The following is a 21,775-nucleotide window of genomic DNA, read 5'->3' on the forward strand; positions in this document are numbered from 1 at the left end:
TATGAAACATCTTTGGTTTGAACGTGGTGCTTACGCATCCAAAAAAGCACGAAAATTTATCCACACTGAGTTTTGCCCTGAAAACATCAAAAATATCGCAGTGATTCGCCATGCGGCGCTGGGCGATCAGGTGATTGTCAGACCTTTTTTGATTGAAGCTCGTAAGTTTTTTCCTAATGCAAAAATCACATTAGTCGCAGTTTCAAACTATATGTACGGCATTCCCAGCGATTTGGCGGATAGTACCCTTGTCATGCCCGGTCGAGATAAAAAGTCCACTACCTCTTTCAAAGATAAAATCAAAAATATACAACAGCTGGGCGAGCAAGATATCCTGTTCGACTTAGCCAGCACCAATCGTTCACACTGGATGGTGGCACTCAGCAAAGCAAAATTGAAAATAGGTTTTCCCTACAAACCCTATTTATGTGGACCCCTGTTCAATATGGCCGTATTTCGTTCAGACTTTCAGCCCGAAGTAGAATGCATGCTTGATACGCTAAAGCTGTTGGGACATAACCCATCACGCCCTTTGGAATTTGGTTACCCTGATCATCGCCAACTGCAAGACACCGAGAACCCATTTATTCTTTACTTTAACGGGGCATCTCAGCTGCGCAAAATCTTAACTAAAGAACAAATGTATTCTGTTCTAAAAAAGGCGATACAAGATCACCCTCATCATATGCATGTCTACCTTGAAGGACAAAATGATTTTGAAAAAGGCGACTTTTTCCAAGAACTGACTCAATATAACAATTTCAAGATTCAGCCCTGCTTACCTCTTGAAGATCTGGTTTCTCTCACAGCAAAGGCAACCTTAATGATTGCACCGGATACTGGGGTTAGAAACGTGGCGATCGCCACCCACACACCAAGTGTTGGCATTTTTTATGCCACGGTCCCGTTTAGGTACACGCCTCTGTATGAAAAACATCATGTTGTCATGAATGCGAATGGCGATATACCTACTACTGAACAAATAACACAAGCTATCACTGACGCCCTGAGTGACTAGGTTGTAGACATGGATCATGTCTTGTAACAATCAGTATAAACAAGAAGAGAATTAGCCCAATGAACAACTTACCGATATTGATCGCCAATCGAATGATCCGTCTAACGGGTAATATTTTTAAAATCTTATCGTACCCGTTTCATTATCTATTCCCCAACAAGCGTTTTACCATTCCTGCTTATTCTCCTGCTAAGATAAGATTGTCTAGCTCAAGACGAATTCCGCGTCAGATTTGGCAAACCAATTTTACTGATCAAGCAGCGCTGCCTGTCTATCTTAATTATTTATTCAATCGAATGCTGACTTTGCACTGTGACTACCATTACGTCAGCACTGAGGCTAGAGGGAAATACCTCGAAGAAAATGCCTCTCCAGACGTATATGATGCCTACTCGAGGCTCACAAATGGTGCGGCGCAAGCTGATCTGTGGCGCCTCGTCGTCCTCAACCAGAAAGGCGGCATCTACATGGATATTGATGCAACGGTTGTCTGGTCCCTAGATAAACTGTTGGGCAATGAGCACGACTCGCTTTACATCAAAGTCGACAATAACTCTCGCTATACTAATTATTTTATTGCTTCGGCCCCCCAGAACCCAATTCTAGAGCAAGCCATTGAAAATGCGGTTTATAACGTAAACAATTACGAGGCGTCGATGGGCGTCTACCATTCAACAGGGCCAACTGTTCTGCACAACCTATTAATTGACCGCGATGATGTTAACTCACGCGATCGAAAGTTTGTGTGTATTCAGGGCACCTTTACCAATGAGCATTTTCAGTATATCGATAAACCTCGCGGTAAATGGACTCATATCGACCCTAATGAACTTGTTAAGAAGAAATGATTATTCGACTGATATACAACGCGTTACTTTCCATAGTTGCCCCTGTCTTACTGTATGGACTTTTCAGAAAAAGATCGGGAAAGCCCAGTGTCGGTCAACGCTGGAAGGAGCATTTCGGGTTATCCGACCCTCTCGATAGCCCCTCAACACCGCTTTGGATTCATGCGGTCTCAGTCGGCGAGACAATAGCCGCAACCCCCTTAATCAGAAAGCTAAAAAAGCAACACCCTACGTTGACCATTTTACTTACCACAACGACGCCTACAGGTGCTGAACAAGCAAAATCATTGGGCGACTTAGTTGAGCATAGATATATGCCCATAGACTTTGGCTTTGCGGTCAGACAATTTTTAAAAAGAGTCCGTCCCAGTCAATTATTGATTATTGAAACAGAGTTATGGCCCAACACTCTCATCAATGTTCGCAATGCTGGTCTTCCCATCACCATTATTAATGCACGACTTTCAGAAAAATCTTTTTCTGGTTATCAGAAGGTTAGGCCCTTATTCAATTTGATGGTGCCCTCATTGACTCAAGTATTGTGCCAGTATGATAGTGATGCGGAAAGGTTTCGACGATTGGGCCTTCCAGAAGAAAGGCTAGCCGTCACTGGTTCGATTAAATTTGATATTGAGATTAATCAAGGTGCAATAGATGACGCGATTCAGTTAAAACGCGCTATCGGCACGACAAGGCCAGTGTGGGTAGCGGCAAGCACTCACAAAGGGGAGGATGAAATCGTCCTCTCGGCGCACGAACAGCTCCTACGTTCCTTACCAAACGCATTACTTATTTTGGTCCCAAGACATCCTGAACGCTTTGAATCGGTGGCCCAAATGTCAAGCTCGCTTGGTCACACCGTGACACGCACCAGTGGGCAAGAGATCGATTCACACACTCAGATTTATATTGGTAACACCATGGGGGAAATGTTGACGCTTATTGGCGCCTCTGACGTTTGCTTTATGGGCGGAAGTCTGGTCGGAATGAAAGTCGGTGGGCATAATCTTTTGGAGCCAGCGGCATTGGCGAAACCTATCTTGACAGGACCAAGCTATTATAATTTTACCGATATTGCGGAATCCCTGATCGCTGAAGATGCCTGTCAGGTAGTGACCAATGCTGATGAACTGTATCAAGCCCTTTACGCCTTACTCAATACCCCACACTCGTGCCAGACTATGGGGAGCAAAGCCTTGCACGTGGTAGCAAGCAGTTCCGGTGCATTGAATAAGACCATTCACCATATCACGTTGCAACAAGGTGCCTCTCTATGAAAAAGCTTATCGTTGATCTCGATGGAACATTGACTCAAGCCAACACATCAGATTACAAAAATGTCTTACCCAGACTTGACGTGATCGAACAGATCAAAACATACAAACAGCAAGGCTTTATTATTGTCATTGCAACCGCTCGCAATATGCGCACCTATGAAGGCAATGTCGGCAAAATTAATATTCATACTTTGCCAATCATTACAGAGTGGTTAGACAAACATCATGTCCCTTACGATGAAATCATTGTCGGTAAACCATGGTGTGGCCATGAAGGCTTCTACATCGACGACCGTGCGGTCAGGCCTTCTGAGTTCACAACCTTAAGTTTTGACGAAATCAACCAGTTGTTTGAAAAGGAAAAATCATGTTCCTAATCATGTCCGGTGCCTATATCGGACAAGAACTTGAGTCTGAGTTTGGCCAACTTCCTCCCAGTTTTTTGCCTTTGGGCAACAAGCGATTATTTCAACATCAAGTGTCATTGGCGCCCAAAAGTACAGATACTTATCTCTCGGTCCCCGAATCTTTCACCATCTCTCCGATTGATAAAACGTGGCTAGATAGCCAGAATGTGACCGTACTTTCTACACCCGATGGATTAAGTCTTGGTGCTTCTTTAGTGGCGGCTTTAAACTTATCAGGCCATGGCCTAGATAAACCCTTGCATATCCTTTACGGAGATACCCTGTATCGTGAACTTCCAGTTGGGGATGACCTCGCCAGTATTTCTTACACAAAAGACAGCTATCACTGGGCAGTACTCACCAACGACAGTGCGCATTGGTTAAATGACGGCAATCATTCAATTTCAGGTGAAGCCCAAAGGATCATCGACGGATACTTTAAGTTTAGTAATCCTCGCGAACTCATTAAATGCATCACCCAATGTGAGTGGAACTTCATACAAGGGTTGAACAAATATCACCAGTCGGTTGGATTAACAGCAATCGACTCATCAGGCTGGCTCGACTTTGGCCATGTTAATACTTACTATCGCTCTAAAGCCGACTTTACCACTCAGCGCTCTTTTAATGAGCTCACAATCACACCAAAGTGGATTGAAAAATCGAGTACAAAAAGTGAAAAGATTGCCGCAGAAGCCAACTGGTTCGCCTCGCTTCCCGCAGCATTGCGCGGCAATATTCCACAATTTATGGGCACAAACGATCACAATGGTAAAATATCCTATCGACTAGAATATTTGCATTTAACTGCCCTTAACGAGTTATTTGTCTTCGCCAAGCTTCCTTCCCAAACATGGCGCCAGATACTCATTAGCTGTATTGACTTTCTGAAGCAATGCCGTGAGCACAAAGCGCCAAGCAAAGCACCTTCAAATACGTTGAGTCAGCTTTTCAGTCTTAAAACCAAACAAAGACTTGTCGAATATTGCGGCCAACACCAGATCACTCTGGAACAAAAGTGGAGCCTGAATGGTTCGGACATGGTCTCAATCTCAGAAATCTTATCCGATAGCGCCACACACCTACCTAACCAACACAGCCTCGACACAGTCCTTCATGGGGATTTCTGCTTTAGTAATATTCTTTATGATTTTCGAGCAAGTAAAGTCAAAACGATCGATCCCCGCGGCATTACACCAGAGGGAGAAAAGACACTCTACGGTGACTTGCGATACGATATTGCAAAGCTCAGTCATTCCGTTTTAGGCCTCTATGACTGGATCATTGCAGGCTACTTCGACGTCGACATCAACGAAGACGCCATTTCATTTGATATTGCTGGCGAAAATCGACACAAAGAAACGCAACAGGCCTTCATTGAGCTGGTCGAAAAAGAATTTGGGCTTTCAGCAAAAAATCTCTATGCTATGCAAATACAACTTTTTCTTTCAATGCTACCACTGCACGCAGACAACCCTTTGCGCCAGAACGCACTGTTTGCCAATGCATTTCGTCTCCATCAAATTCTCCTTAGGCTAAAACAATGATCGTAATTCCGATGGCGGGCATGAGCTCGCGCTTTTTCAAAGCGGGTTATAATAAACCTAAGTACATGCTTGAAGCACACGGTGAAACGCTGTTTGAACACTCAGTGAAAAGCTTTTGTCGCTATTTCTCCGCTTTGCCTTTTCTTTTTATTGTAAAAGATGTGTTTGATACCCCTGAATTCGTGAGCCAAAAAGCGAAACAATTAGGTATTTCTGAATTTTATATCGCGACTCTCACAGAAGAGACACGAGGTCAGGCTGAAACGGTCACGCTCGGTCTGGAGCAGTTAGAAAAACAAGGTCATGGTTATACCGGCCCGATCACTGTGTTCAATATTGACACGTTTCGACCTGATTTTGAGTTTCCTGATCTGGCCTCCACAAGCAATGGATACTTAGAAGTATTTAAAGGGAGTGGCGATAACTGGTCTTTCGCGAAACCGAAATCACCCGATTCCACACAAGTGGTTCAAACGGCTGAAAAGAATCCTATTTCTGATCTTTGCAGCACAGGTCTGTATCATTTTGGACAAAAACAAGATTACTTAGATATTTACTACCAATACTTAGCTAAGCCTCAAACCGAGTGGGAGAAAGGCGAACTCTACATTGCGCCCCTCTACAACCTTTTGATAGAGAAAGGATTTAGGGTAGATTATCACCTCATTGAACGAAACGAGGTTGTTTTCTGTGGTGTTCCTAGCGAATATACTGACTTTTTAAATCAACCGAATAAATCATGACAATTTCAGATCAAGACATTAGCTTTGTCGTCCAAGGCCCTGTTCAAGGCAGTGATGAAAGAAAGCAATTAACGGGAATCACAGAACAGTGCCTGATGTCGATACGCCAATTTTTTCCAAGGTCGACCATTATTCTTTCGACTTGGAAAGGACAAAACTTCACCGGCTTAGACACCGATAAAGTGATTGAACTGGACGATCCTGGACCCAATTATATCTGGCAGGATGAACAACAACTCAAACTCAATAACAATCGTCAGATATACAGCACCCATGCTGGCTTAAAAGCCGTTACGACACCTTATGCTGCAAAGCTGAGAACGGACAACAAATTAACTGGCCAAGGCTTTGTCAGATTGTTTGAGCAATACGCGCATCAGCCAAAGCAGACAGGTTTTGATTTTCTGAATTCACGAATCGTCACCAGTAGCGCCTTCTTCATTTCATCTCATGTGGGAAAAACGGTGCACTTTCACAAAAGTGACTTGTTTGACTTTGGTGAAACACAAGACCTACTTAGCCTCTGGGACGAGCAACTCATACCCGAACTCCGCTTTAGCAAAAACGTTGGGTACAAGTCTAGATACCCCGCAACTGAACAATTTTTATGCCTACGTTGGCTTTCCCGACTTATCGGGAAAGATCATCATATCAATACCAAAGCGGGAGATTCCGCAGGCTTAGACGCACATTTTTGGACATCATTTATCGCCAGTAATCTTATCGTGGATCAACCAGAAAACCTAGGGCTGGATGTGACCGAACGATTCTATAAACGTGGTAATCTTGCGTTAGAATATGACCTAAAAGACTGGCTTTATTTAACCGGAGTGGCTCCTCAACCGTTGGATATGAAAAGAGCGCTACGTTTTTATAAGTTCCACACTGGTAAGCTAATCAGAGGTCTTCGTAACCTTTAAGCTCAGCATAGACTTGCGAGCTTGCTTCTTTATTTTGATTCTCAAGCCCTTTTGTATCGTTTTGACAAAGGTGGCGATAGTCCAAGCTAATTTGAAACCAATAGGAACCTTAAGATCTACGTGAAACTCCTTTTCATATAACCATTGCCAACGATGATAAGTATAAAAATGGAAAGGATAACCATTATGCTGCCGAAGGCGCTTAGGGACTTCTAAGCCAAGTACATCGCCATCCACAATCACAAGATTATTGATCATGACTTTATGAGAATTCTCTCGATCGTACTTGGAAGCATGTTCATCTGTAAGGCGTGCTGGGAGAAATTGGTTTGCAAAGTGACTCCAAATTTTTTGCTCGACATTAACGCTATCGTTTGGATAATCAGCGTGCTGTTTTTTACCTGCCAGTGCTGTATTGAATGAATAATCCTCATAGTGAGGCTGCCGCCAAACGGTAATGAGATCTTCCGTTTCCCCAAACTGAAAAAAGTCTGAGTAAAAGTAAGGGACTTTTAACCCCCTTTCATATTCTTTGGCAAAATAGTTAGAACAAATCAGCCGCTGGTTCAAAAAGGCATATTGAGTCTCTCTGTCTTGATACTGTTCGAATAAGTCTATTACGGTTGTCTTATGTAAAACATTATCCGCTCTGAGCTTTACCGCATACTTGGTCTTAACTTTCAATAGGCCCGCTAATGTCGACACGATTTGTCGATTAATATTCACCGGAATCGCTTGATCCTTTTTACTATAAACAAACACGGTAGAACCCGGGTCTTGGCTTAATATCGTTTCATCTGCAGTAAGCTGGCTCGTGTCCGCCCCTTCCCAAGTCGACACAATGACATGGCTTTTAGGAAAGGTATTGCGTATTGTATCGATCGAACGTTGAGTGACGCTGGGCATGATCGGCCCCTGAATAACAAAGGTAATATCTTCAAAGTTCATTTTGTTTTTTATCACTCTCTGCATACCCTATTTTCAACGCGTTAAAGTCATCGCTCTCCCAATGAATCGCGCGTTTCATTCGCTCTTTCTCAAACGAACGCCTTAGCCTGTCTAAATTACCAGACTTCCAATGCTCTCCATCTTGCTGGAAACACTTATCAAAATCGATTATCCATACCTCACTGTGTGAGTTAAGCAGAATATTGTGAATGTTAAGGTCAGTATGATTCACCTGAGCATCATGCATTTTCCGGATTTCTCGTCCTATGTTTCGGTAAACCTCGTGAGAAAGAGCGCTCTCTACCAGCCTAGAAACAAGATCCCGCCCGTGGGGAACTTTCTCACTCAATATGTCGGCAGTGTACGTAAACCCTGTACGTACCGCTCGAGCGGCGATGGGACGGGGAACATTCACCCCCGCTTTAGTCAGAGTATTTAACAGCATAAGCTCTTGAAAACTACGCGTTCTATTCCAACCTGAGAACCAATAGCTATCAGCCACCAACTTACCGAATAAACCACCGCGGAAATAATGGCGTAAGGCGGCGTCAACGGTTTCCGTTTGCACAAACCAAGTGGTCCCACGTCCTTGAGCTTCCCCCAGCACTCTTCCTTTTTGATGCCAAAATTCAGGCTCAAATACGTGCTGTGGCTCTTCGCTCAACAAGTTTTCGTCGTACCAAATGGTTTGGTTAGCGAACGACACAGTTTTCATGTTCGATTTCTCTGATTTAATATGAACCGTCATTTTACATTTAATGTACAGCTCTGCATAATCTCAACCATTGCTAACAGAAAGATAGATTTATGAGCCTCTTCCCTTGTGCACCCGATTCTCTGTGTGTTTTGCGTTTATCCGCTATCGGAGACGTCTGTAATACGGTTGCCGCCGTTCAGGCCATTCAGCGCCAATGGCCACACACTGAGATCGTTTGGATCACAGGAAAGCTGGAAGCCAAATTACTTGAAGGGATGCCTGGTATCCAAATCATTGTCTTTAACAAAAAAGACGGTTGGCATGGGTACAAAAAACTCTGGCAAACATTAAGAGGCAAAGAGTTTGACGCTCTTTTGCACATGCAATACGCATTCAGAGCCAGTGTCGCAACGCTGGGAATTAAAGCCAAATACAAGGTGGGTTTTGACTCAATCCGCAGTCAAGATTTTCAAACCCTGTTTACCAATGTAAAAGTCCCTTCACCAGATTCTTTACATGTGCTGGATGGATTGCTTGAATTTGGGCACACGCTAGGGGTAGAAGACATGACACCCCGTTGGTCTCTAACATATTCTGATGACGACCTGCACTGGGCGCAACAAAAATTATCAACACAGAAAAGAAACCTCGTCGTTGTTCCCGCGGCAAGCAAGTCGTTTAAGAACTGGACGGCACAAGGATATGTTGAATTGATTCAGTACGCTGAAAACGGTGGCTGGAATATCATATTGGCGGGCAGCCCTGCACAAATAGAGCTCGATTTAGCCATGCAAATAGCAGATAAAGCTGACGCGTCTGTTATCAATGTTGTCGGGCAAAGCTCTTTAAAACAAATGCTTGCTTTGTTAGACAAGGCCGACCTTGTTGTCGCACCAGACACAGGACCGACTCATATGGCAAATGCGATGAACACACCCGTTATCGGGCTGTATGCCCATCACAACCCGCAGAGAACAGGGCCATACCAATATCGTCAATACGTCGTTTCTGCCTATGAGCAAGCGATTCAAGCAGAAACCAGAAAGCCTTCAATAAAGAGGAATTGGCGTGCTCGTGTCAAAGATAAAAACGCGATGCAGCGCATTTTGCCACAGCAAGTTATCGCGATGTTTGATAAAGTCGTTACTGAACTTGGTTTGCACTAACCGTGCTCAATCAACTATCAACTATCAACTATCAACTATCAACTATCAACTATCCAAATTCTACATTATGGGGTTCCCACTTGAGTATGCCTACCATCGCAGTCGCCTTGATTGTAAAAAATGAAGCCCAGCACCTAAAAGCGTGCTTGGACACCGTTTATGAATGGGTGGATGAGATTGTTATCCTCGATTCAGGCAGCACTGACCAAACCGAAGACATCGCCCGCAGCTATACAGATAAATTTTTCGTCAATGCTGAATGGCCAGGTTTTGGGCAACAGCGACGCCTCGCGCAATCTCATGTGACCTCTGATTATGTTCTTTGGCTCGATGCCGATGAACGTGTTACTCCGGAACTAAAACTAAGTATCCTGAGTGCCATTAAAGAAAATAAACCAGAGACTGTCTATCAGGCAGCTCGCTTGAGTTGGGTCTTTGGCCGCTATATCCGTCACTGCGGCTGGTATCCCGATCGGGTTCTGCGTCTGTACCCAACTCAGTTAACTCAATATAACGATGCTTTGGTACACGAGAAAGTCGAAGTTGCTCCCCAGATGGAAGTGAAAACCCTTCAGGGGGATTTGATCCACTTCACTTACAACGACATCAATCATTATTTGGTTAAATCTGCGGGTTATGCTAAAGCTTGGGCAGAACAGCGCGAGAAAAAAGGCAAAAAGAGCAGTCTGTCTCAGGGTATCTTGCACGCATTGGGCTGCTTCTTGAAAATGTACGTCTTTAAGGCGGGTTTTCTCGATGGCAGACAAGGCTTTCTGTTATCGGTGCTGTCCGCTCATTCAACGTTCGTCAAATATGCTGATCTTTGGGTACGCACAGAAACCGCTAAAATGCCCGACACCTATTAGAGATTGACGCCCGCCGACTCAGGCGGTGTTCTGTTAGAGTGATAAAAATGTCTTAGCCCAAGGTGCGAGTCGTTGAATGACCTGTTCGACATCAATACGTGCCATATTTTCCTGACTGGCTTTATTTGTCGACTTGGGTGGACAAAAGGCAATATGCCGGCCTTCTGAGTTAATGGGTTTCCAGCGAAGCGGCGTTGCCGAACGCTTACTTGGGAAGAAACCAACGGTCGGAATATCAATCGCGGCGGCAATGTGCAACGGCCCTGTTGAACCGGCAATAAATAAATCTGCACAGGCAATAGAACGAGAAAAGTCGACCAACCCATCATTTTTTGAATAGACTGCCGCCTTGAGCCCCCTAGACTCCATCAAGCATTTGAGTTCTATCGCTTTTTGCTCCTCTCCTGGGCCGGCCGTCAGTACCACATCAAAAACTCCCGTCATCCCGCTTATCAAGTGCGCGTATTGTTCAAGAGACAAGTTGTTCGCAGAACCACCACTGCCTGCATGAACAAATACCCATTTATTACTGAGATTCAAATCTAGATGTTGTGCCAATTGTGCTTTTTGGCCTTCCAACTCCCTGTGATTAAAGGATAAGTAAGGCGCACTGGGCTCCACGACTTCTTTTCCGAGGTGTGTAATAAAAGCGCGAATCAGATCGAGATTATATTCATACTCTGGCTGTAACGATTGAGAACGTTTTTGTCTAACACGGTGATTATAAAAAATTTGAGCGAACTTCGTTGCAGGCGCCAGTCGATAAGGTATTTTCGCCTTCCAGACAAGTTTGGCATTGTAAGTGGTTGAAAAGAGATTGATCGACGCATCAAACTGTGCGGCTTTGATTTGTTCAACGAGAGCGGCTTTCTCCTGTGTTGAACTGCCTTGTGTAGGATCGACCATCACGTGATCAATCCAAGGACACCGTTTGGCTAGAGCGACCGTATAAGCGGGGACCAAGGCGGTAACCTGACAGTCAGGCAGGGATGCCTTCAGCATAGCAAAACTGGGCCAAGCCAACATAAAATCCCCAATTTTATCGTTACGTACGACAAGTATCTTTTTCATTCCGTCTTCCAAGTCCCATCTTTGTTATCAATAATAACGGCTTAGCTGGGTAAATGTGAGCCTTTTTTGTTACCATTAAGCGAGATAACAAAGCCTTTGAGAACTGACTGTGAGTAAAAAACGCCTATCCCGAGTGGTTTACCCTGGTACCTTTGATCCCATTACCAATGGCCATTTAGATTTGATTGAACGAGCGGCTGACATGTTTGATGAAGTCATTATTGCCGTGGCAGCGAGTCCAAGCAAAAACACGATGTTTACGCTGGATGAACGGGTCGCCTTTGCTGATAAAGTCACTCAACATTTAGATAACGTCAGTTCAAAAGGGTTTGCCGGCCTCATGGTTGACTTTGCCCAACAAGAAAACGCTAACGTCCTGATACGTGGCTTACGCACCACTGTCGACTTTGAATACGAATTCGGCTTGACCAACATGTATCGCCGACTCATGCCCGGTTTGGAAAGCGTGTTTCTCACTCCTTCTGAAGAACATGCTTTTATTTCATCCACGATTGTTCGAGAAGTCGCGATTCACGGTGGCGACGTCACCAACTTTGTGCCTCCAGTGGTTGCCAAGGCTCTCAAGCATAAAGCACACATATAAGCTCAGACGTTGGTGGGGCTGCGTTTATTTCTGGCAAACGTTACAGAAAAAGGTGTTTCTCTGGCCAACTTTCTGCTCTTGAATCACGGCCCCGCAATGGGAACAGGGGTGCCCTGCTTTGCCATAAACTTGCAGCTCTTGCGCGAAATACCCCGGTTTTCCATCAGCTTGAGCGAAGTCTTTTAACGTTGTACCACCTTGTTTGATGGCCGTTTCTAGCACCTGCTTAATCTCCAGAACTAAACGCTGCCATTGGTTCAATGTGATTACCCCAGCAGGGCTTAACGGATGGATTCGAGCACTAAATAAGGATTCATTGGCATAGATATTACCCACACCAACCACGACTTTGTTATCCATGATAAATTGCTTAACCGCCACTCGCCTGCCTTTGGCTTTTTGGGCGATATAATCGGAACAAAAGGCATCAGTCAGGGGTTCAGGGCCCATATTCCTTAAGGCCTCATGATCATTATCTTCTGTCCAAAGCCAAGCACCGAATCGTCTGGGGTCATTATAACGAAGGACTTTCCCGTTCGTCAGCTTGAGGTCGACATGGTCATGTTTACCCGGCTCAATCTCAGCATCCAAAATTCGTAAAGAGCCCGACATCCCCAAATGCACCAGCGCACTGCCTGCATCGGTTTCGATGAACAGATACTTTGCTCGGCGCGATATATGACGAATCACCTGACCTTCCATCTTTTTGAGCGCTGTTGGAATGTCCCAACGCAATTTTGGCGTTCGAATGGTCAATTTAGCGATGGTTTGTCCAGTCAGATGAGGAGAGATCCCCATGCGACTGACCTCAACTTCGGGTAATTCAGGCATATGTCATCCACAACAAAGAAAAGTAAGACTTAAGGTAGCAGGTATTCGGGCGCAACTGAAACAGCAATCCAACGCTCTTGCCAATTTTTCAACAACCAGAATTGAGGCAGTACATACAGGGTTACTCTCTGGGGCTCTAACTGATCCACGTACCAAACTTCGATCGTCTGAGGCGACATCAATTGCGACTTTAAACTGTCAAAAGTCGCTTGATCAACAGGCGTGCCAACTAAACCGGTCCAACGTCCAATCAACTCCTGAGGAGAAAGGTGACTCTGCGACGTCAAACGCCAATCACCATTCACTTGCTCCACAGACCAATCAGAAAAATGCATCGCTTTGACTTGAGCCGAAGGATTCAAAAGATAAGGATTCGTGCTGATCTCAGTATCCTGATCAGGAGACAATAAGTAGGTTTTAATGATGGTCGGAAGGTTAAGCAGCATGATAAACGCAATAATGCCCAGTATCATAATGTTATTCCAGCGACGGCGCCTAGAGGTAGAGACGGGCATGGTTCCACATTCCTGTTCAGTCATTTACAGAAAGGTAGCAGAAAAGAGCGGACGGGTATAGTGAGCAAAGATGATGCACACACCTGTCATCATCAGGCAGACAAAAATAAAAAACCCAGCGCGAACGCTGGGTTTTCAGAACTGCTTTCTATTAGGAAGCATTAAAGAAGAATCAATTACTTGATTTTAGCTTCTTTGTACATAACGTGCTGGCGAACTACTGGATCAAACTTTTTGATCTCAAATTTGCCTGGCATGTTACGCTTATTCTTATCTGTTGTGTAGAAGTGGCCTGTACCTGCGGAAGATACTAGACGGATTTTCTCACGAACGCCTTTCTTTGCCATTGCCTATTTCCTCTTAAACGTTTTCGCCACGTGCACGTACATCAACAAGAACAGCATCAATGCCCTTCTTATCAATAATGCGCATACCTTTTGCAGTAAGGCGTAGTTTAACAAAACGTTTTTCGCTCTCTACCCAGAAACGATGAGTTTGTAGGTTCGGCAGAAAACGACGCTTAGTAGCATTTCGTGCGTGTGAACGGTTGTTACCCGTTACTGGACGCTTACCAGTTACTTGGCATACTCGTGACATGAATGTCTTCTCCAAAATCGTTTCAGCTCGATATCAACCTTGGTGGCCGAACCTCTCTAATTCTAAACAAGCAAGAAGTTTGAGGTTTAGCGCTGTTATGGAAACCCATACAAGGCTATCAAAGGTCGCGCATTATACTAACTTGACTCGCATTGCTCAAGACCCGAACAGATCCTTTTTCAAGGTTTTCGTGATCTTTTTTTGAGCAGAGCTGATTTAAGTTCAAAAAAATGTCGGGCGATTGTAGCAGAATTCACACAACTCACAACCAATAATAAGATTTAAATCCATCCATATTCCGAGAAAGAAAGCACTTCGTCGTCGCCAACCACAAAATGATCGAGTAAACGAATGTCGACCATCGCCAATGCATCGCCAATTCTCTGGGTGATTCTCCGATCCGCCTGACTGGGCTGCGCCACCCCAGATGGATGATTATGCGCGAGGATCAAGTAAGCGGCGTTATACTCTAACGCTTTCTTCACTACTTCTCTGGGGTAAACAGAAGAGGCGTCCAACGTTCCCGAGAACAGAGCTTCATCGTGAATCAAGCGATAGTGACTGTCGAGAAAGAGCGTATAAAAAATTTCTCTGTGCTGACCTCGCAGCTTGAGCGAAATGTACGATTTCGTCTGTGCAAGGTGGGTTAACGTCTCTCCGCGAGCCAGTCCTTCATTGAGAAAACGTTGTGTCATTTCCATTGCCGCTTGAAGCTGAACATATTTTGCTGTGCCAAGTCCTCTGTGATGGCAGAACGCTGCGGGGCTGGCGGCAAACAACGCGCGCAAAGAACCAAACTCTTTAAGGACATGATCGGCCAACTGCAATACAGACACGCCCCGACAGCCTGTACGTAAAAAGATGGCCAACAGCTCTGCATCCGTCAGAGATTGTGGCCCTTGGTTCAGTAATTTTTCCCTTGGCATCGACTCTTTTGGCAGCATAGTGCCATTCTCCCAACCCATCCTATTCGATACCGTTCAGAATATACACTCTGAAAAAACCAGCAGCTCACAAAATTGAAATCTGAGGGCCAATGAAAGATTCCGTGTAATTAACAGGTATATTATCAAGTAAACCGACTAAAAAAGACGGTCGACTCAGGCAGCAGAGACCACTTCCACTTCTAGAGTCTCTGTTGGCTGCGTGGTAATCTACCCGCAGTATTTTCTAAGGATGAGTGATTATGCAAACACTGGCAGGTAAAAAGATCCTACTGGGTATCGGCGGCGGTATTGCGGCATATAAATGCGCCGACCTTACTCGGCGGCTGATTGAGCGAGGCGCCGAAGTGCAAGTCGTTTTGACTCACGCCGCCAAAGAGTTTATTACCCCTCTCACAATGCAAGCGGTTTCCGGTCGCCCCGTCTCTGACAGCTTACTCGATCCCGCCGCTGAAGCGTCGATGGGGCATATTGAATTAGCAAAATGGGCAGATTTAATCCTTTTGACTCCCGCGACCGCTGACCTCATTGCTCGTCTTGCTGCAGGCATGGGTAATGACTTGTTAACCACCTTAGTGCTGGCCACAGAAGCACCGGTTGCCGTGTCTCCCGCAATGAATCAGCAAATGTACCGCAATCAGGCGACTCAGGATAATCTCACAACGCTGGCAAAGCGAGGCATGTTAATTTGGGGCCCAGCCTCTGGCGAACAAGCCTGTGGGGACATTGGCCCCGGTAGAATGCTGGAGCCTATGGCCCTTGTTGATTTGTGCGAACGCTTTTGGAATGAGCAACCCTTGCAAGGAAAGCAGTTTTTGATTTCAGCTGGCCCAACACGGGAAGCTCTCGATCCGGTTCGCTATCTGAGTAACCAAAGTTCGGGTAAAATGGGGTTTGCTCTGGCGCAAGTCGCCGCAGAGCTTGGAGCAGAAGTCACCTTGATTTGTGGGCCAGTCAGCCTTCCAACACCTTGCGGCGTGAAGCGTGTCGATGTCTGCAGCGCACAGGATATGTACCAAAGCGTTATGGCTGATGCTCCCAAGCACGATGTATTTATTAGTTGCGCGGCCGTGGCGGATTACCGCCCTGAATCCACGGCGATGCAGAAACTTAAAAAAACCGACAACAACGAACAAATGACCATCACCATGGTCAAAAATCCGGACATTGTCGCGGCCGTCGCCAACTTATCTGAGCGCCGCCCTTTTACGGTTGGTTTTGCGGCTGAGACTCAAGACGTAGAGCATTATGCTCGAACTAAGCTGTTAAAGAAAAACCTCGATATGATTTGCGCCAATGATGTCTCAATCAAAGGGCAAGGCTTTAACAGTAATGAGAATGCAATTAACCTATACTGGAAAGAAGGTGAGCAATCACTTACCCTTGCACCAAAACGGCAAATTGCGAAGCAAATACTTACAACCATTTCTAAAAAGTTAGACAATTAGATCACGCATACTGACATCAAAAACTCGTCTATTCCGTTCCGCTAAGGGACGGATGCCGATATCAAGGCATCAACAGTGGTCACAAAAGGAACACGTTTATGGCTGGAACAAGAAAAAGTAATCGCCGAGAAGAGATTCTACAAGCTCTGGCCCAGATGCTTGAATCCAACGATGGTGCCTCACGGATCACCACGGCAAAGCTCGCCAAGCAAGTCGGTGTCTCTGAAGCTGCCCTTTATCGGCATTTCCCAAGCAAAGCTCGTATGTTTGAGGGTCTGATTGAGTTTATTGAAGAATCTCTTATGTCACGCATTAATCGCATTTTGGACGAAGAAAAAGATACGTTAACCCGTATTCGTCTTGTCCTTCAGCTGATTCTCGCTTTTGCAGAACGCAATCCAGGTTTAACACGCATTCTGTCGGGGCATGCATTGATGTTTGAAAATGAACGCCTGCGCGATAGAATCAACCAACTGTTTGAGCGGATAGAAACCTCGATTCGCCAAGTCCTGCGTGAACGGATGTTAAGAGAAGGGAAATCGTTCCCCGTCGATGAAAGTATTTTAGCCGCCCAGTTACTCGGTCAAGTCGAAGGCAGTCTCAACCGCTTCGTCCGCTCAGATTTTAAATATCAGCCAACCGAAAATTTTGACGCCTACTGGTCACTATTAAGCGCACAAATAAAGTAAACACTATGAGAAAAAACAATAGCGTCGAAAAACCTCCATTCACTCTCTCGCTGCTTCACCCAAAATATTGGGGTATTTGGGTCAGTTTTGGTTTGCTTGCTCTGATCGTGAACCTCCTGCCTTACTCCATACTATTTAAAATCGGCCGTGGTATCGGCGCAGTGGGGATGCGATTTGGTCAATCTCGCGTGAAGATTGCGACACGAAATATCGAATTGGCTTTTCCGGACATGACAACCACAGAAGTCGACAGCATGGTTGTGGAAAATTTTAAGAACACAGGGATGGCACTGATAGAAACTGGGATCTCCTGGTTTTGGCCAACGTGGCGCTTTAAACAGATTCTTGTCGCGAAAGATATTGATGAGCTGAAGCGACTAGACAATGAAAAAAAAGGGGTTCTGCTTTGCTGTGTGCACGCTCTTAATCTAGAGATCACCGCTCGCGCGTTTGCTGTATTGGGGCTACCCGGTTACGGCGCCTATCGTCCACACGGCAACCCAGCGTACGAGTTCATTCAGTACCGTGGCCGGAGTCGTAACGGCAACCAATTAATCTATCGCCGCAACATGAAACAAATGGTTCGCGTCATGCGCCAAGGTCACCGACTTTTCTATTTGCCAGATCAAGATTATGGCCACAATAAGTCAGTCTTTGTGCCTTTCTTTGCTGTCAAAGAAGCGTGTACTACAACAGGCACCAGTATTCTTGCTTACACCAGTAAGAGTGCTATCGTTCCCGGCTCGGGCTTTCGCAATAAAGAAGGCCTCTATGAAATCATCGCCAACAAGTCCATCGAACAAGACTACCCACAAAAAGATGAGACCGCGGCGGCATCTTACATGAATAAATTTGTCGAAGAGATTATCATGCGAGCTCCAGAACAGTGGATGTGGCTGCACAAGCGCTTTAAGTCCATGCCCGACCCTGCATTAAATAACACAAGATATCAATGATATAGGCTCCATCTCTATGGATAAAAACGATAGAAACAACATCGATAAACATCTGCATAATCCAACATTTGAATGGGCTTTCTTACACCCCAAACATTGGGGAACTTGGATCGGTATTGCTTTTGCCGTGATCTTTGCTTTTATTCCTTTTCGTTGGCGCGATGCGTTGGCGCGTAAACTGTCCCGCTTCGTGGTACGAAAAAATGGCCGCGTTGTTCGTCGCGCTCTTGTCAATCTACAGTACTGCTTTCCGGAGAAATCGGCCCAACAACACCAAGTCATACTCGAACAGACCTTTGCTAAAGCCGCACAGTACTTACTGGGCTATTCTGAGTTTTTAGTTCGTTCGACCAAGCACAACCAGAATCGTGGTGTGATGATAGGTGAAGAGAATATTCTGCCACTGCTTGATGCAGGGGACAACGTGATCATTTTGGCCCCTCATGCTTGGGCTGTCGATTACCCCGCTGTCATGTTGGCGGCAAAAGGCTATAAAGTCACCACCATAATGAAGCCACAACGCAACCCTATTGGCGATTGGCTAATGCATGTTCAACGTATGCAATATGGCGGGCGGATCTTCGCCCGTGAAGCTGGTGTGAAACCCTTTGTTCGTTCGATAAAAGACGGCTATCTAGGGTACTGGTTGCCGGATGAAGATTTTGGTGAGGCCAATTCTGTCTACGTCCCTTTCTTTGGCACCGAAAAAGCCACTTTAAAAGGCTTTGGAAAAATGGCTCGCTTGTCTAAGGCAAAAGTCATTCCCGTCTTACCCGCCTACAATGACAACACTGGCAAATATGAAGTCCATATTTTTCCCGCTCTCAACAATTTCCCAACGGGAGATGAAGAGACCGATGCGCGGGCGATGAATCAGGCGATTGAAGATTTACTTCGACCACATCCGGAACAATATATGTGGAACCTACCCTTATTGAAAACGCGACGTGATGGAAAGGGCCTCTACGAAAACTAGAGCAAAAAAGGTTGATGGCATCAGCACATCAACCTTTCTCTACGATATAACAGCGCGTCATCCGAAACGCTTACACACCGTAATCCATTCGGTAGGCTTTGACCGCCTCTAAATGCTGCGCATCCGTTCCTTTCTCTTCAAGGAAAGATATCAAATCCGAGAGGCTTACAATCGCAATAATCGCACAACCAAAATCACGCTCAACTTCCTGAATCGCCGACAATTCGCCCTTGCCTTTTTCCTGACGATCAATCGCCACTAAAACGCCCGCCAAATCGGCCCCGTTTTGCTGAATGATTTGCATTGATTCACGAATGGCCGTCCCAGCGGTAATCACATCATCCACTAACATGATTTTGCCTTCCAACGCACTACCGACCAAATTTCCACCTTCACCGTGCGCTTTGGCTTCCTTACGGTTAAAACAGTATGGCATATCAATATCATGATGATCTGACAAGGCCACTGCCGTGGTCGTGGCGATGGGAATGCCCTTATATGCGGGGCCAAATAAAACATCAAAGTCGATGCCTGAGTCGGCTAAAGCGGCGGCATAAAATCGACCTAAGCGCGCCAAATCACGGCCTGTATTGAACAGGCCAGCGTTGAAAAAATACGGACTCTTGCGACCAGACTTTAAGGTAAATTCACCAAATTTAAGAACTTCTTTTTCTAGTGCGAACTCAATAAATTCACGCTGGTATGCTTTCATGATTTTCTCTCTACAATAAAGGTTTACGCTCAATGCCTGATCGTCAGGCAAAAAAATAGCTTCCTTTGCGGGAAGCTATCTTATCCATCAATTCTCTAGTGCGGACTTCTGAGTCTCAACGATATCGGCAATGCCTCTTTTGGCCACCGCCAGCAAATCCATTAACTCATCATGAGTAAAGGGTTCGCCCTCGGCTGTGCCTTGAACCTCAATCATGCGGCCATCTTCCGTCATGACCACGTTCATATCCGTATCGGCGGCCGAATCTTCCACATATTCAAGATCACACAAGATATCGTCACCTAAAATACCGACTGACACGGCGGCAACATGACCTTTCATCGGATTGGCTTTTAACTTGCCCTTCTCGATCAGGTACTGAAAAGCATCCGCCATAGCAACACTTGCGCCTGAAATAGCCGCAGTACGTGTGCCACCGTCCGCTTGGATGACATCACAATCGACCGTCATCATAATTTCACCCATGGATTCTAAATCAACAACAGCGCGCAAGCTTCTTGCAATAAGACGTTGAATTTCCATTGTACGGCCGCCTTGCTTACCACTGGCGGCTTCACGACGCATACGTGAATGCGTAGAGCGCGGCAGCATGCCATATTCTGCCGTTACCCAGCCCTTGCCTTGGCCTTTTAACCATCGCGGTACGTTTTCTTCAACGGTCGCGTTGCACAGCACTTTCGTATTACCGAACTCAACCAGCACAGAGCCTTCTGCATAAGCAGTATAGTTACGGGTAATTTTAATTGGGCGAATTTGATCCGCCTTGCGGTCATTTGGACGCATGGACATCTGCCTTATCTGAAGGGGGAGACGGTTTGGTTTGGGGCAGGATTATAGCGAAGTTTGCCAAGCAAAGCTATCCGTCTGCAATCTATGCTAGTATGAGCGCGCGTTATTTTCAAAGATGATAAAACAGGAAAATTCGATGATCTACAGTATGACAGCCTACGCACGTAAAGAAGTGAAAGGCGATTGGGGCACCGCAGTATGGGAAATTCGTAGCGTAAATCAACGCTATCTTGAAACCTATTTCCGCTTACCAGAGCAGTTTCGTGGTTTAGAGCCCGTATTAAGAGAGCGCTTTCGCAAGCGCCTTGCTCGCGGAAAGGTAGAGTGCGCGCTGCGCTTTGTCGCTAACCCTGCCGCCAAAGGCGAGTTGAACATCAACCAAGATCTCGCACAACAAGTGATCAACGCGGCCAACCAAATCATGACGATGACAGGCGAAGACAGCCGTCTTAACCCATTTCAGGTTATGAATTGGCCGGGTGTGATGGAAACACCTGAGCAAGACATGGACACAGTCAACAAAGACCTCCTGACGGCGTTTGATCAAGCGGTGTCTGAGTTTGTTGAAGCCCGAGGGCGCGAAGGCGAAAACATGAAAGCACTGATCACGCAGCGCTTGGATGCCATCACAGAAGAAGTAGCAAAAGTCCGCATTCGCATGCCAGAGATTTTAGAGTGGCAACGCGAACGCCTGTTTTCTAAGTTTGAAGATGCCAAGATCGAACTGGATGCTGCACGGGTTGAACAAGAACTGATCCTTCTGGCGCAGAAGTCCGACGTAGCAGAAGAGCTGGACCGTCTCGACTCTCATGTCAAGGAAGCCTACGCCGTATTGAACAAAGGCGGCGCCTGTGGCCGTAAACTCGACTTTATGATGCAAGAGTTCAACCGTGAATCGAACACGCTCGCATCCAAGTCTATCAGCACTGACATCACCGCATCTGGCGTGGAGCTGAAAGTGTTGATTGAGCAGATGCGCGAACAGATCCAGAATATTGAGTAATCACTTTTATCTATTGGTTATTTTACATTGAAGAACAGAAAAGAAATAAGGGCAATAAGCCCTAATGCCGTTCACTTAAGATGAGCGGCATTGTTCTTTCTAGGGTATCTACTTGGCTTTTTCTTTACGACTCTAGGGAAGGATCTTTGCCGTCTTGGTTCTAGGATTAAGCTCTCGCTCAT

25 protein-coding genes are annotated in these 21,775 nt (G+C 45.6%); 15 read left to right on the forward strand and 10 right to left on the reverse strand.

Annotation, left to right across the window (positions count from 1 at the left end):
* The first annotated feature begins 1 nt into the window (after nt 1).
* From HLM86_RS16460 to HLM86_RS16490, 7 genes are read left to right on the forward strand one after another with little or no spacing between them, the layout of a single operon-like run.
* Nucleotides 2–1,018, forward strand: coding sequence for a glycosyltransferase family 9 protein (locus tag HLM86_RS16460; protein ID WP_170883208.1), 1,017 nt, complete (start codon nt 2–4; stop codon nt 1,016–1,018).
* Nucleotides 1,019–1,077: 59 nt separating this feature from the next.
* Nucleotides 1,078–1,866 carry a glycosyltransferase family 32 protein gene (locus HLM86_RS16465; RefSeq protein ID WP_076589019.1) on the forward strand — a complete coding sequence of 263 codons (789 nt, stop codon included), beginning with the start codon at nt 1,078–1,080 and terminating at the stop codon, nt 1,864–1,866.
* Nucleotides 1,863–3,143 (forward strand): lipid IV(A) 3-deoxy-D-manno-octulosonic acid transferase, encoded by a 1,281-nt coding sequence (gene waaA, locus HLM86_RS16470; protein ID WP_076589020.1) that lies wholly within the window; start codon nt 1,863–1,865, stop codon nt 3,141–3,143. The genes HLM86_RS16465 and waaA overlap by 4 nt, the downstream gene beginning before the upstream one ends.
* Complete coding sequence (locus HLM86_RS16475; protein ID WP_076589021.1) at nt 3,140–3,520, forward strand: HAD-IIIC family phosphatase; 381 nt, start codon at nt 3,140–3,142, stop codon at nt 3,518–3,520. The genes waaA and HLM86_RS16475 overlap by 4 nt, the downstream gene beginning before the upstream one ends.
* Nucleotides 3,511–5,097, forward strand: coding sequence for a glycosyltransferase family protein (locus HLM86_RS16480; RefSeq protein ID WP_076589022.1), 1,587 nt, complete (start codon nt 3,511–3,513; stop codon nt 5,095–5,097). The genes HLM86_RS16475 and HLM86_RS16480 overlap by 10 nt, the downstream gene beginning before the upstream one ends.
* On the forward strand, nt 5,094–5,840 hold the full coding sequence (locus HLM86_RS16485) for a glycosyltransferase family 2 protein (RefSeq protein ID WP_076589023.1): 747 nt from the start codon (nt 5,094–5,096) through the stop codon (nt 5,838–5,840). Before HLM86_RS16480 ends, HLM86_RS16485 begins: the two co-directional genes overlap by 4 nt.
* A complete protein-coding gene (locus tag HLM86_RS16490) occupies nt 5,834–6,760 on the forward strand; it encodes a WavE lipopolysaccharide synthesis family protein (RefSeq protein ID WP_076589024.1) in 927 nt (308 codons plus the stop codon). The genes HLM86_RS16485 and HLM86_RS16490 overlap by 7 nt, the downstream gene beginning before the upstream one ends.
* On the opposite strand, the gene HLM86_RS16495 is transcribed toward HLM86_RS16490, so the two are convergent.
* Together HLM86_RS16495 and HLM86_RS16500 are read right to left on the reverse strand one after the other, a co-directional pair.
* Nucleotides 6,734–7,708, reverse strand: a complete 975-nt coding sequence (locus tag HLM86_RS16495) for a WavE lipopolysaccharide synthesis family protein (RefSeq protein WP_170883346.1) — start codon at nt 7,706–7,708, stop codon at nt 6,734–6,736. The genes HLM86_RS16490 and HLM86_RS16495 overlap by 27 nt on opposite strands.
* Complete coding sequence (locus tag HLM86_RS16500; protein WP_076589026.1) at nt 7,698–8,423, reverse strand: 3-deoxy-D-manno-octulosonic acid kinase; 726 nt, start codon at nt 8,421–8,423, stop codon at nt 7,698–7,700. The genes HLM86_RS16495 and HLM86_RS16500 overlap by 11 nt, the downstream gene beginning before the upstream one ends.
* A gap of 92 nt (nt 8,424–8,515) precedes the next feature.
* Here HLM86_RS16500 and HLM86_RS16505 point away from each other — a divergent pair, with 92 nt between their 5' ends.
* Both HLM86_RS16505 and HLM86_RS16510 read left to right on the forward strand, forming a co-directional pair.
* The gene (locus HLM86_RS16505; protein ID WP_076589027.1) at nt 8,516–9,571 is read left to right on the forward strand and encodes a glycosyltransferase family 9 protein; all 1,056 of its coding nucleotides are present in this window, start codon (nt 8,516–8,518) and stop codon (nt 9,569–9,571) included.
* Between the two features lie 80 nt (nt 9,572–9,651).
* Nucleotides 9,652–10,437 carry a glycosyltransferase family 2 protein gene (locus tag HLM86_RS16510; RefSeq protein ID WP_170883207.1) on the forward strand — a complete coding sequence of 262 codons (786 nt, stop codon included), beginning with the start codon at nt 9,652–9,654 and terminating at the stop codon, nt 10,435–10,437.
* 33 nt (nt 10,438–10,470) lie between these two features.
* Here HLM86_RS16510 and HLM86_RS16515 read toward each other — a convergent pair whose 3' ends face one another.
* Nucleotides 10,471–11,508 carry a glycosyltransferase family 9 protein gene (locus HLM86_RS16515; RefSeq protein ID WP_170883204.1) on the reverse strand — a complete coding sequence of 346 codons (1,038 nt, stop codon included), beginning with the start codon at nt 11,506–11,508 and terminating at the stop codon, nt 10,471–10,473.
* 109 nt (nt 11,509–11,617) lie between these two features.
* On the opposite strand from HLM86_RS16515, the gene coaD reads away from it, so the two are divergent.
* Nucleotides 11,618–12,112, forward strand: a complete 495-nt coding sequence (coaD, locus tag HLM86_RS16520) for a pantetheine-phosphate adenylyltransferase (protein WP_076589030.1) — start codon at nt 11,618–11,620, stop codon at nt 12,110–12,112.
* Nucleotides 12,113–12,136: 24 nt separating this feature from the next.
* Here coaD and mutM read toward each other — a convergent pair whose 3' ends face one another.
* The 5 genes from mutM to radC all read right to left on the reverse strand — a co-directional run bounded on the left by mutM (nt 12,137) and on the right by radC (nt 14,999).
* Nucleotides 12,137–12,943 (reverse strand): bifunctional DNA-formamidopyrimidine glycosylase/DNA-(apurinic or apyrimidinic site) lyase, encoded by an 807-nt coding sequence (gene mutM, locus HLM86_RS16525; protein ID WP_170883202.1) that lies wholly within the window; start codon nt 12,941–12,943, stop codon nt 12,137–12,139.
* Nucleotides 12,944–12,972: 29 nt separating this feature from the next.
* Nucleotides 12,973–13,458, reverse strand: coding sequence for a hypothetical protein (locus HLM86_RS16530; RefSeq protein ID WP_170883200.1), 486 nt, complete (start codon nt 13,456–13,458; stop codon nt 12,973–12,975).
* Between the two features lie 176 nt (nt 13,459–13,634).
* Nucleotides 13,635–13,805, reverse strand: a complete 171-nt coding sequence (gene rpmG, locus HLM86_RS16535; RefSeq protein WP_004410866.1) for a 50S ribosomal protein L33 — start codon at nt 13,803–13,805, stop codon at nt 13,635–13,637.
* A 13-nt stretch (nt 13,806–13,818) separates the two neighbouring features.
* Nucleotides 13,819–14,055, reverse strand: a complete 237-nt coding sequence (gene rpmB, locus HLM86_RS16540; protein WP_076589033.1) for a 50S ribosomal protein L28 — start codon at nt 14,053–14,055, stop codon at nt 13,819–13,821.
* 281 nt (nt 14,056–14,336) lie between these two features.
* Nucleotides 14,337–14,999 carry a RadC family protein gene (radC, locus tag HLM86_RS16545; RefSeq protein WP_254868836.1) on the reverse strand — a complete coding sequence of 221 codons (663 nt, stop codon included), beginning with the start codon at nt 14,997–14,999 and terminating at the stop codon, nt 14,337–14,339.
* Nucleotides 15,000–15,241: 242 nt separating this feature from the next.
* Here radC and coaBC point away from each other — a divergent pair, with 242 nt between their 5' ends.
* The 4 genes from coaBC to lpxM all read left to right on the forward strand — a co-directional run bounded on the left by coaBC (nt 15,242) and on the right by lpxM (nt 19,068).
* The gene (coaBC, locus tag HLM86_RS16550; RefSeq protein ID WP_170883198.1) at nt 15,242–16,447 is read left to right on the forward strand and encodes a bifunctional phosphopantothenoylcysteine decarboxylase/phosphopantothenate--cysteine ligase CoaBC; all 1,206 of its coding nucleotides are present in this window, start codon (nt 15,242–15,244) and stop codon (nt 16,445–16,447) included.
* 98 nt (nt 16,448–16,545) lie between these two features.
* Complete coding sequence (gene slmA, locus HLM86_RS16555) at nt 16,546–17,136, forward strand: nucleoid occlusion factor SlmA (protein WP_076589036.1); 591 nt, start codon at nt 16,546–16,548, stop codon at nt 17,134–17,136.
* Nucleotides 17,137–17,141: 5 nt separating this feature from the next.
* Complete coding sequence (gene lpxL / locus HLM86_RS16560; protein ID WP_076589037.1) at nt 17,142–18,092, forward strand: LpxL/LpxP family Kdo(2)-lipid IV(A) lauroyl/palmitoleoyl acyltransferase; 951 nt, start codon at nt 17,142–17,144, stop codon at nt 18,090–18,092.
* A 16-nt stretch (nt 18,093–18,108) separates the two neighbouring features.
* Nucleotides 18,109–19,068: a lauroyl-Kdo(2)-lipid IV(A) myristoyltransferase gene (lpxM, locus tag HLM86_RS16565; RefSeq protein WP_076589038.1), complete on the forward strand. Its 960-nt coding sequence runs from the start codon at nt 18,109–18,111 to the stop codon at nt 19,066–19,068.
* A 70-nt stretch (nt 19,069–19,138) separates the two neighbouring features.
* Here lpxM and pyrE read toward each other — a convergent pair whose 3' ends face one another.
* A complete protein-coding gene (pyrE, locus tag HLM86_RS16570) occupies nt 19,139–19,780 on the reverse strand; it encodes an orotate phosphoribosyltransferase (RefSeq protein WP_076589039.1) in 642 nt (213 codons plus the stop codon).
* 87 nt (nt 19,781–19,867) lie between these two features.
* Nucleotides 19,868–20,584 (reverse strand): ribonuclease PH, encoded by a 717-nt coding sequence (rph, locus tag HLM86_RS16575; protein WP_076589040.1) that lies wholly within the window; start codon nt 20,582–20,584, stop codon nt 19,868–19,870.
* Nucleotides 20,585–20,726: 142 nt separating this feature from the next.
* Between rph and HLM86_RS16580 the strand changes: the two genes are divergently transcribed.
* The gene (locus HLM86_RS16580) at nt 20,727–21,593 is read left to right on the forward strand and encodes a YicC/YloC family endoribonuclease (RefSeq protein WP_076589041.1); all 867 of its coding nucleotides are present in this window, start codon (nt 20,727–20,729) and stop codon (nt 21,591–21,593) included.
* Nucleotides 21,594–21,775: the final 182 nt, after the last annotated feature.

The sequence above is a fragment of the Vibrio ostreicida genome (assembly GCF_013074385.2).
GTDB classification, from domain to species: Bacteria; Pseudomonadota; Gammaproteobacteria; order Enterobacterales; family Vibrionaceae; genus Vibrio; species Vibrio ostreicida.

Excerpts from the sequence above, each read along its gene's own strand:
- HLM86_RS16460 (WP_170883208.1), top strand. The coding sequence starts at position 2 with ATGAAACATCTTTGGTTTGAACGTGGTGCTTACGCATCCAAAAAAGCA.
- HLM86_RS16465 (WP_076589019.1), top strand. The coding sequence starts at position 1,078 with ATGAACAACTTACCGATATTGATCGCCAATCGAATGATCCGTCTAACG.
- waaA (WP_076589020.1), top strand. The coding sequence starts at position 1,863 with ATGATTATTCGACTGATATACAACGCGTTACTTTCCATAGTTGCCCCT.
- HLM86_RS16475 (WP_076589021.1), top strand. The coding sequence starts at position 3,140 with ATGAAAAAGCTTATCGTTGATCTCGATGGAACATTGACTCAAGCCAAC.
- HLM86_RS16480 (WP_076589022.1), top strand. The coding sequence starts at position 3,511 with ATGTTCCTAATCATGTCCGGTGCCTATATCGGACAAGAACTTGAGTCT.
- HLM86_RS16485 (WP_076589023.1), top strand. The coding sequence starts at position 5,094 with ATGATCGTAATTCCGATGGCGGGCATGAGCTCGCGCTTTTTCAAAGCG.
- HLM86_RS16495 (WP_170883346.1), bottom strand. The coding sequence starts at position 7,708 with ATGAACTTTGAAGATATTACCTTTGTTATTCAGGGGCCGATCATGCCC.
- HLM86_RS16500 (WP_076589026.1), bottom strand. The coding sequence starts at position 8,423 with ATGAAAACTGTGTCGTTCGCTAACCAAACCATTTGGTACGACGAAAAC.
- HLM86_RS16505 (WP_076589027.1), top strand. The coding sequence starts at position 8,516 with ATGAGCCTCTTCCCTTGTGCACCCGATTCTCTGTGTGTTTTGCGTTTA.
- HLM86_RS16515 (WP_170883204.1), bottom strand. The coding sequence starts at position 11,508 with ATGAAAAAGATACTTGTCGTACGTAACGATAAAATTGGGGATTTTATG.
- mutM (WP_170883202.1), bottom strand. The coding sequence starts at position 12,943 with ATGCCTGAATTACCCGAAGTTGAGGTCAGTCGCATGGGGATCTCTCCT.
- HLM86_RS16530 (WP_170883200.1), bottom strand. The coding sequence starts at position 13,458 with ATGCCCGTCTCTACCTCTAGGCGCCGTCGCTGGAATAACATTATGATA.
- rpmG (WP_004410866.1), bottom strand. The coding sequence starts at position 13,805 with ATGGCAAAGAAAGGCGTTCGTGAGAAAATCCGTCTAGTATCTTCCGCA.
- rpmB (WP_076589033.1), bottom strand. The coding sequence starts at position 14,055 with ATGTCACGAGTATGCCAAGTAACTGGTAAGCGTCCAGTAACGGGTAAC.
- radC (WP_254868836.1), bottom strand. The coding sequence starts at position 14,999 with ATGCTGCCAAAAGAGTCGATGCCAAGGGAAAAATTACTGAACCAAGGG.
- coaBC (WP_170883198.1), top strand. The coding sequence starts at position 15,242 with ATGCAAACACTGGCAGGTAAAAAGATCCTACTGGGTATCGGCGGCGGT.
- slmA (WP_076589036.1), top strand. The coding sequence starts at position 16,546 with ATGGCTGGAACAAGAAAAAGTAATCGCCGAGAAGAGATTCTACAAGCT.
- lpxL (WP_076589037.1), top strand. The coding sequence starts at position 17,142 with ATGAGAAAAAACAATAGCGTCGAAAAACCTCCATTCACTCTCTCGCTG.
- lpxM (WP_076589038.1), top strand. The coding sequence starts at position 18,109 with ATGGATAAAAACGATAGAAACAACATCGATAAACATCTGCATAATCCA.
- pyrE (WP_076589039.1), bottom strand. The coding sequence starts at position 19,780 with ATGAAAGCATACCAGCGTGAATTTATTGAGTTCGCACTAGAAAAAGAA.
- rph (WP_076589040.1), bottom strand. The coding sequence starts at position 20,584 with ATGCGTCCAAATGACCGCAAGGCGGATCAAATTCGCCCAATTAAAATT.
- HLM86_RS16580 (WP_076589041.1), top strand. The coding sequence starts at position 20,727 with ATGATCTACAGTATGACAGCCTACGCACGTAAAGAAGTGAAAGGCGAT.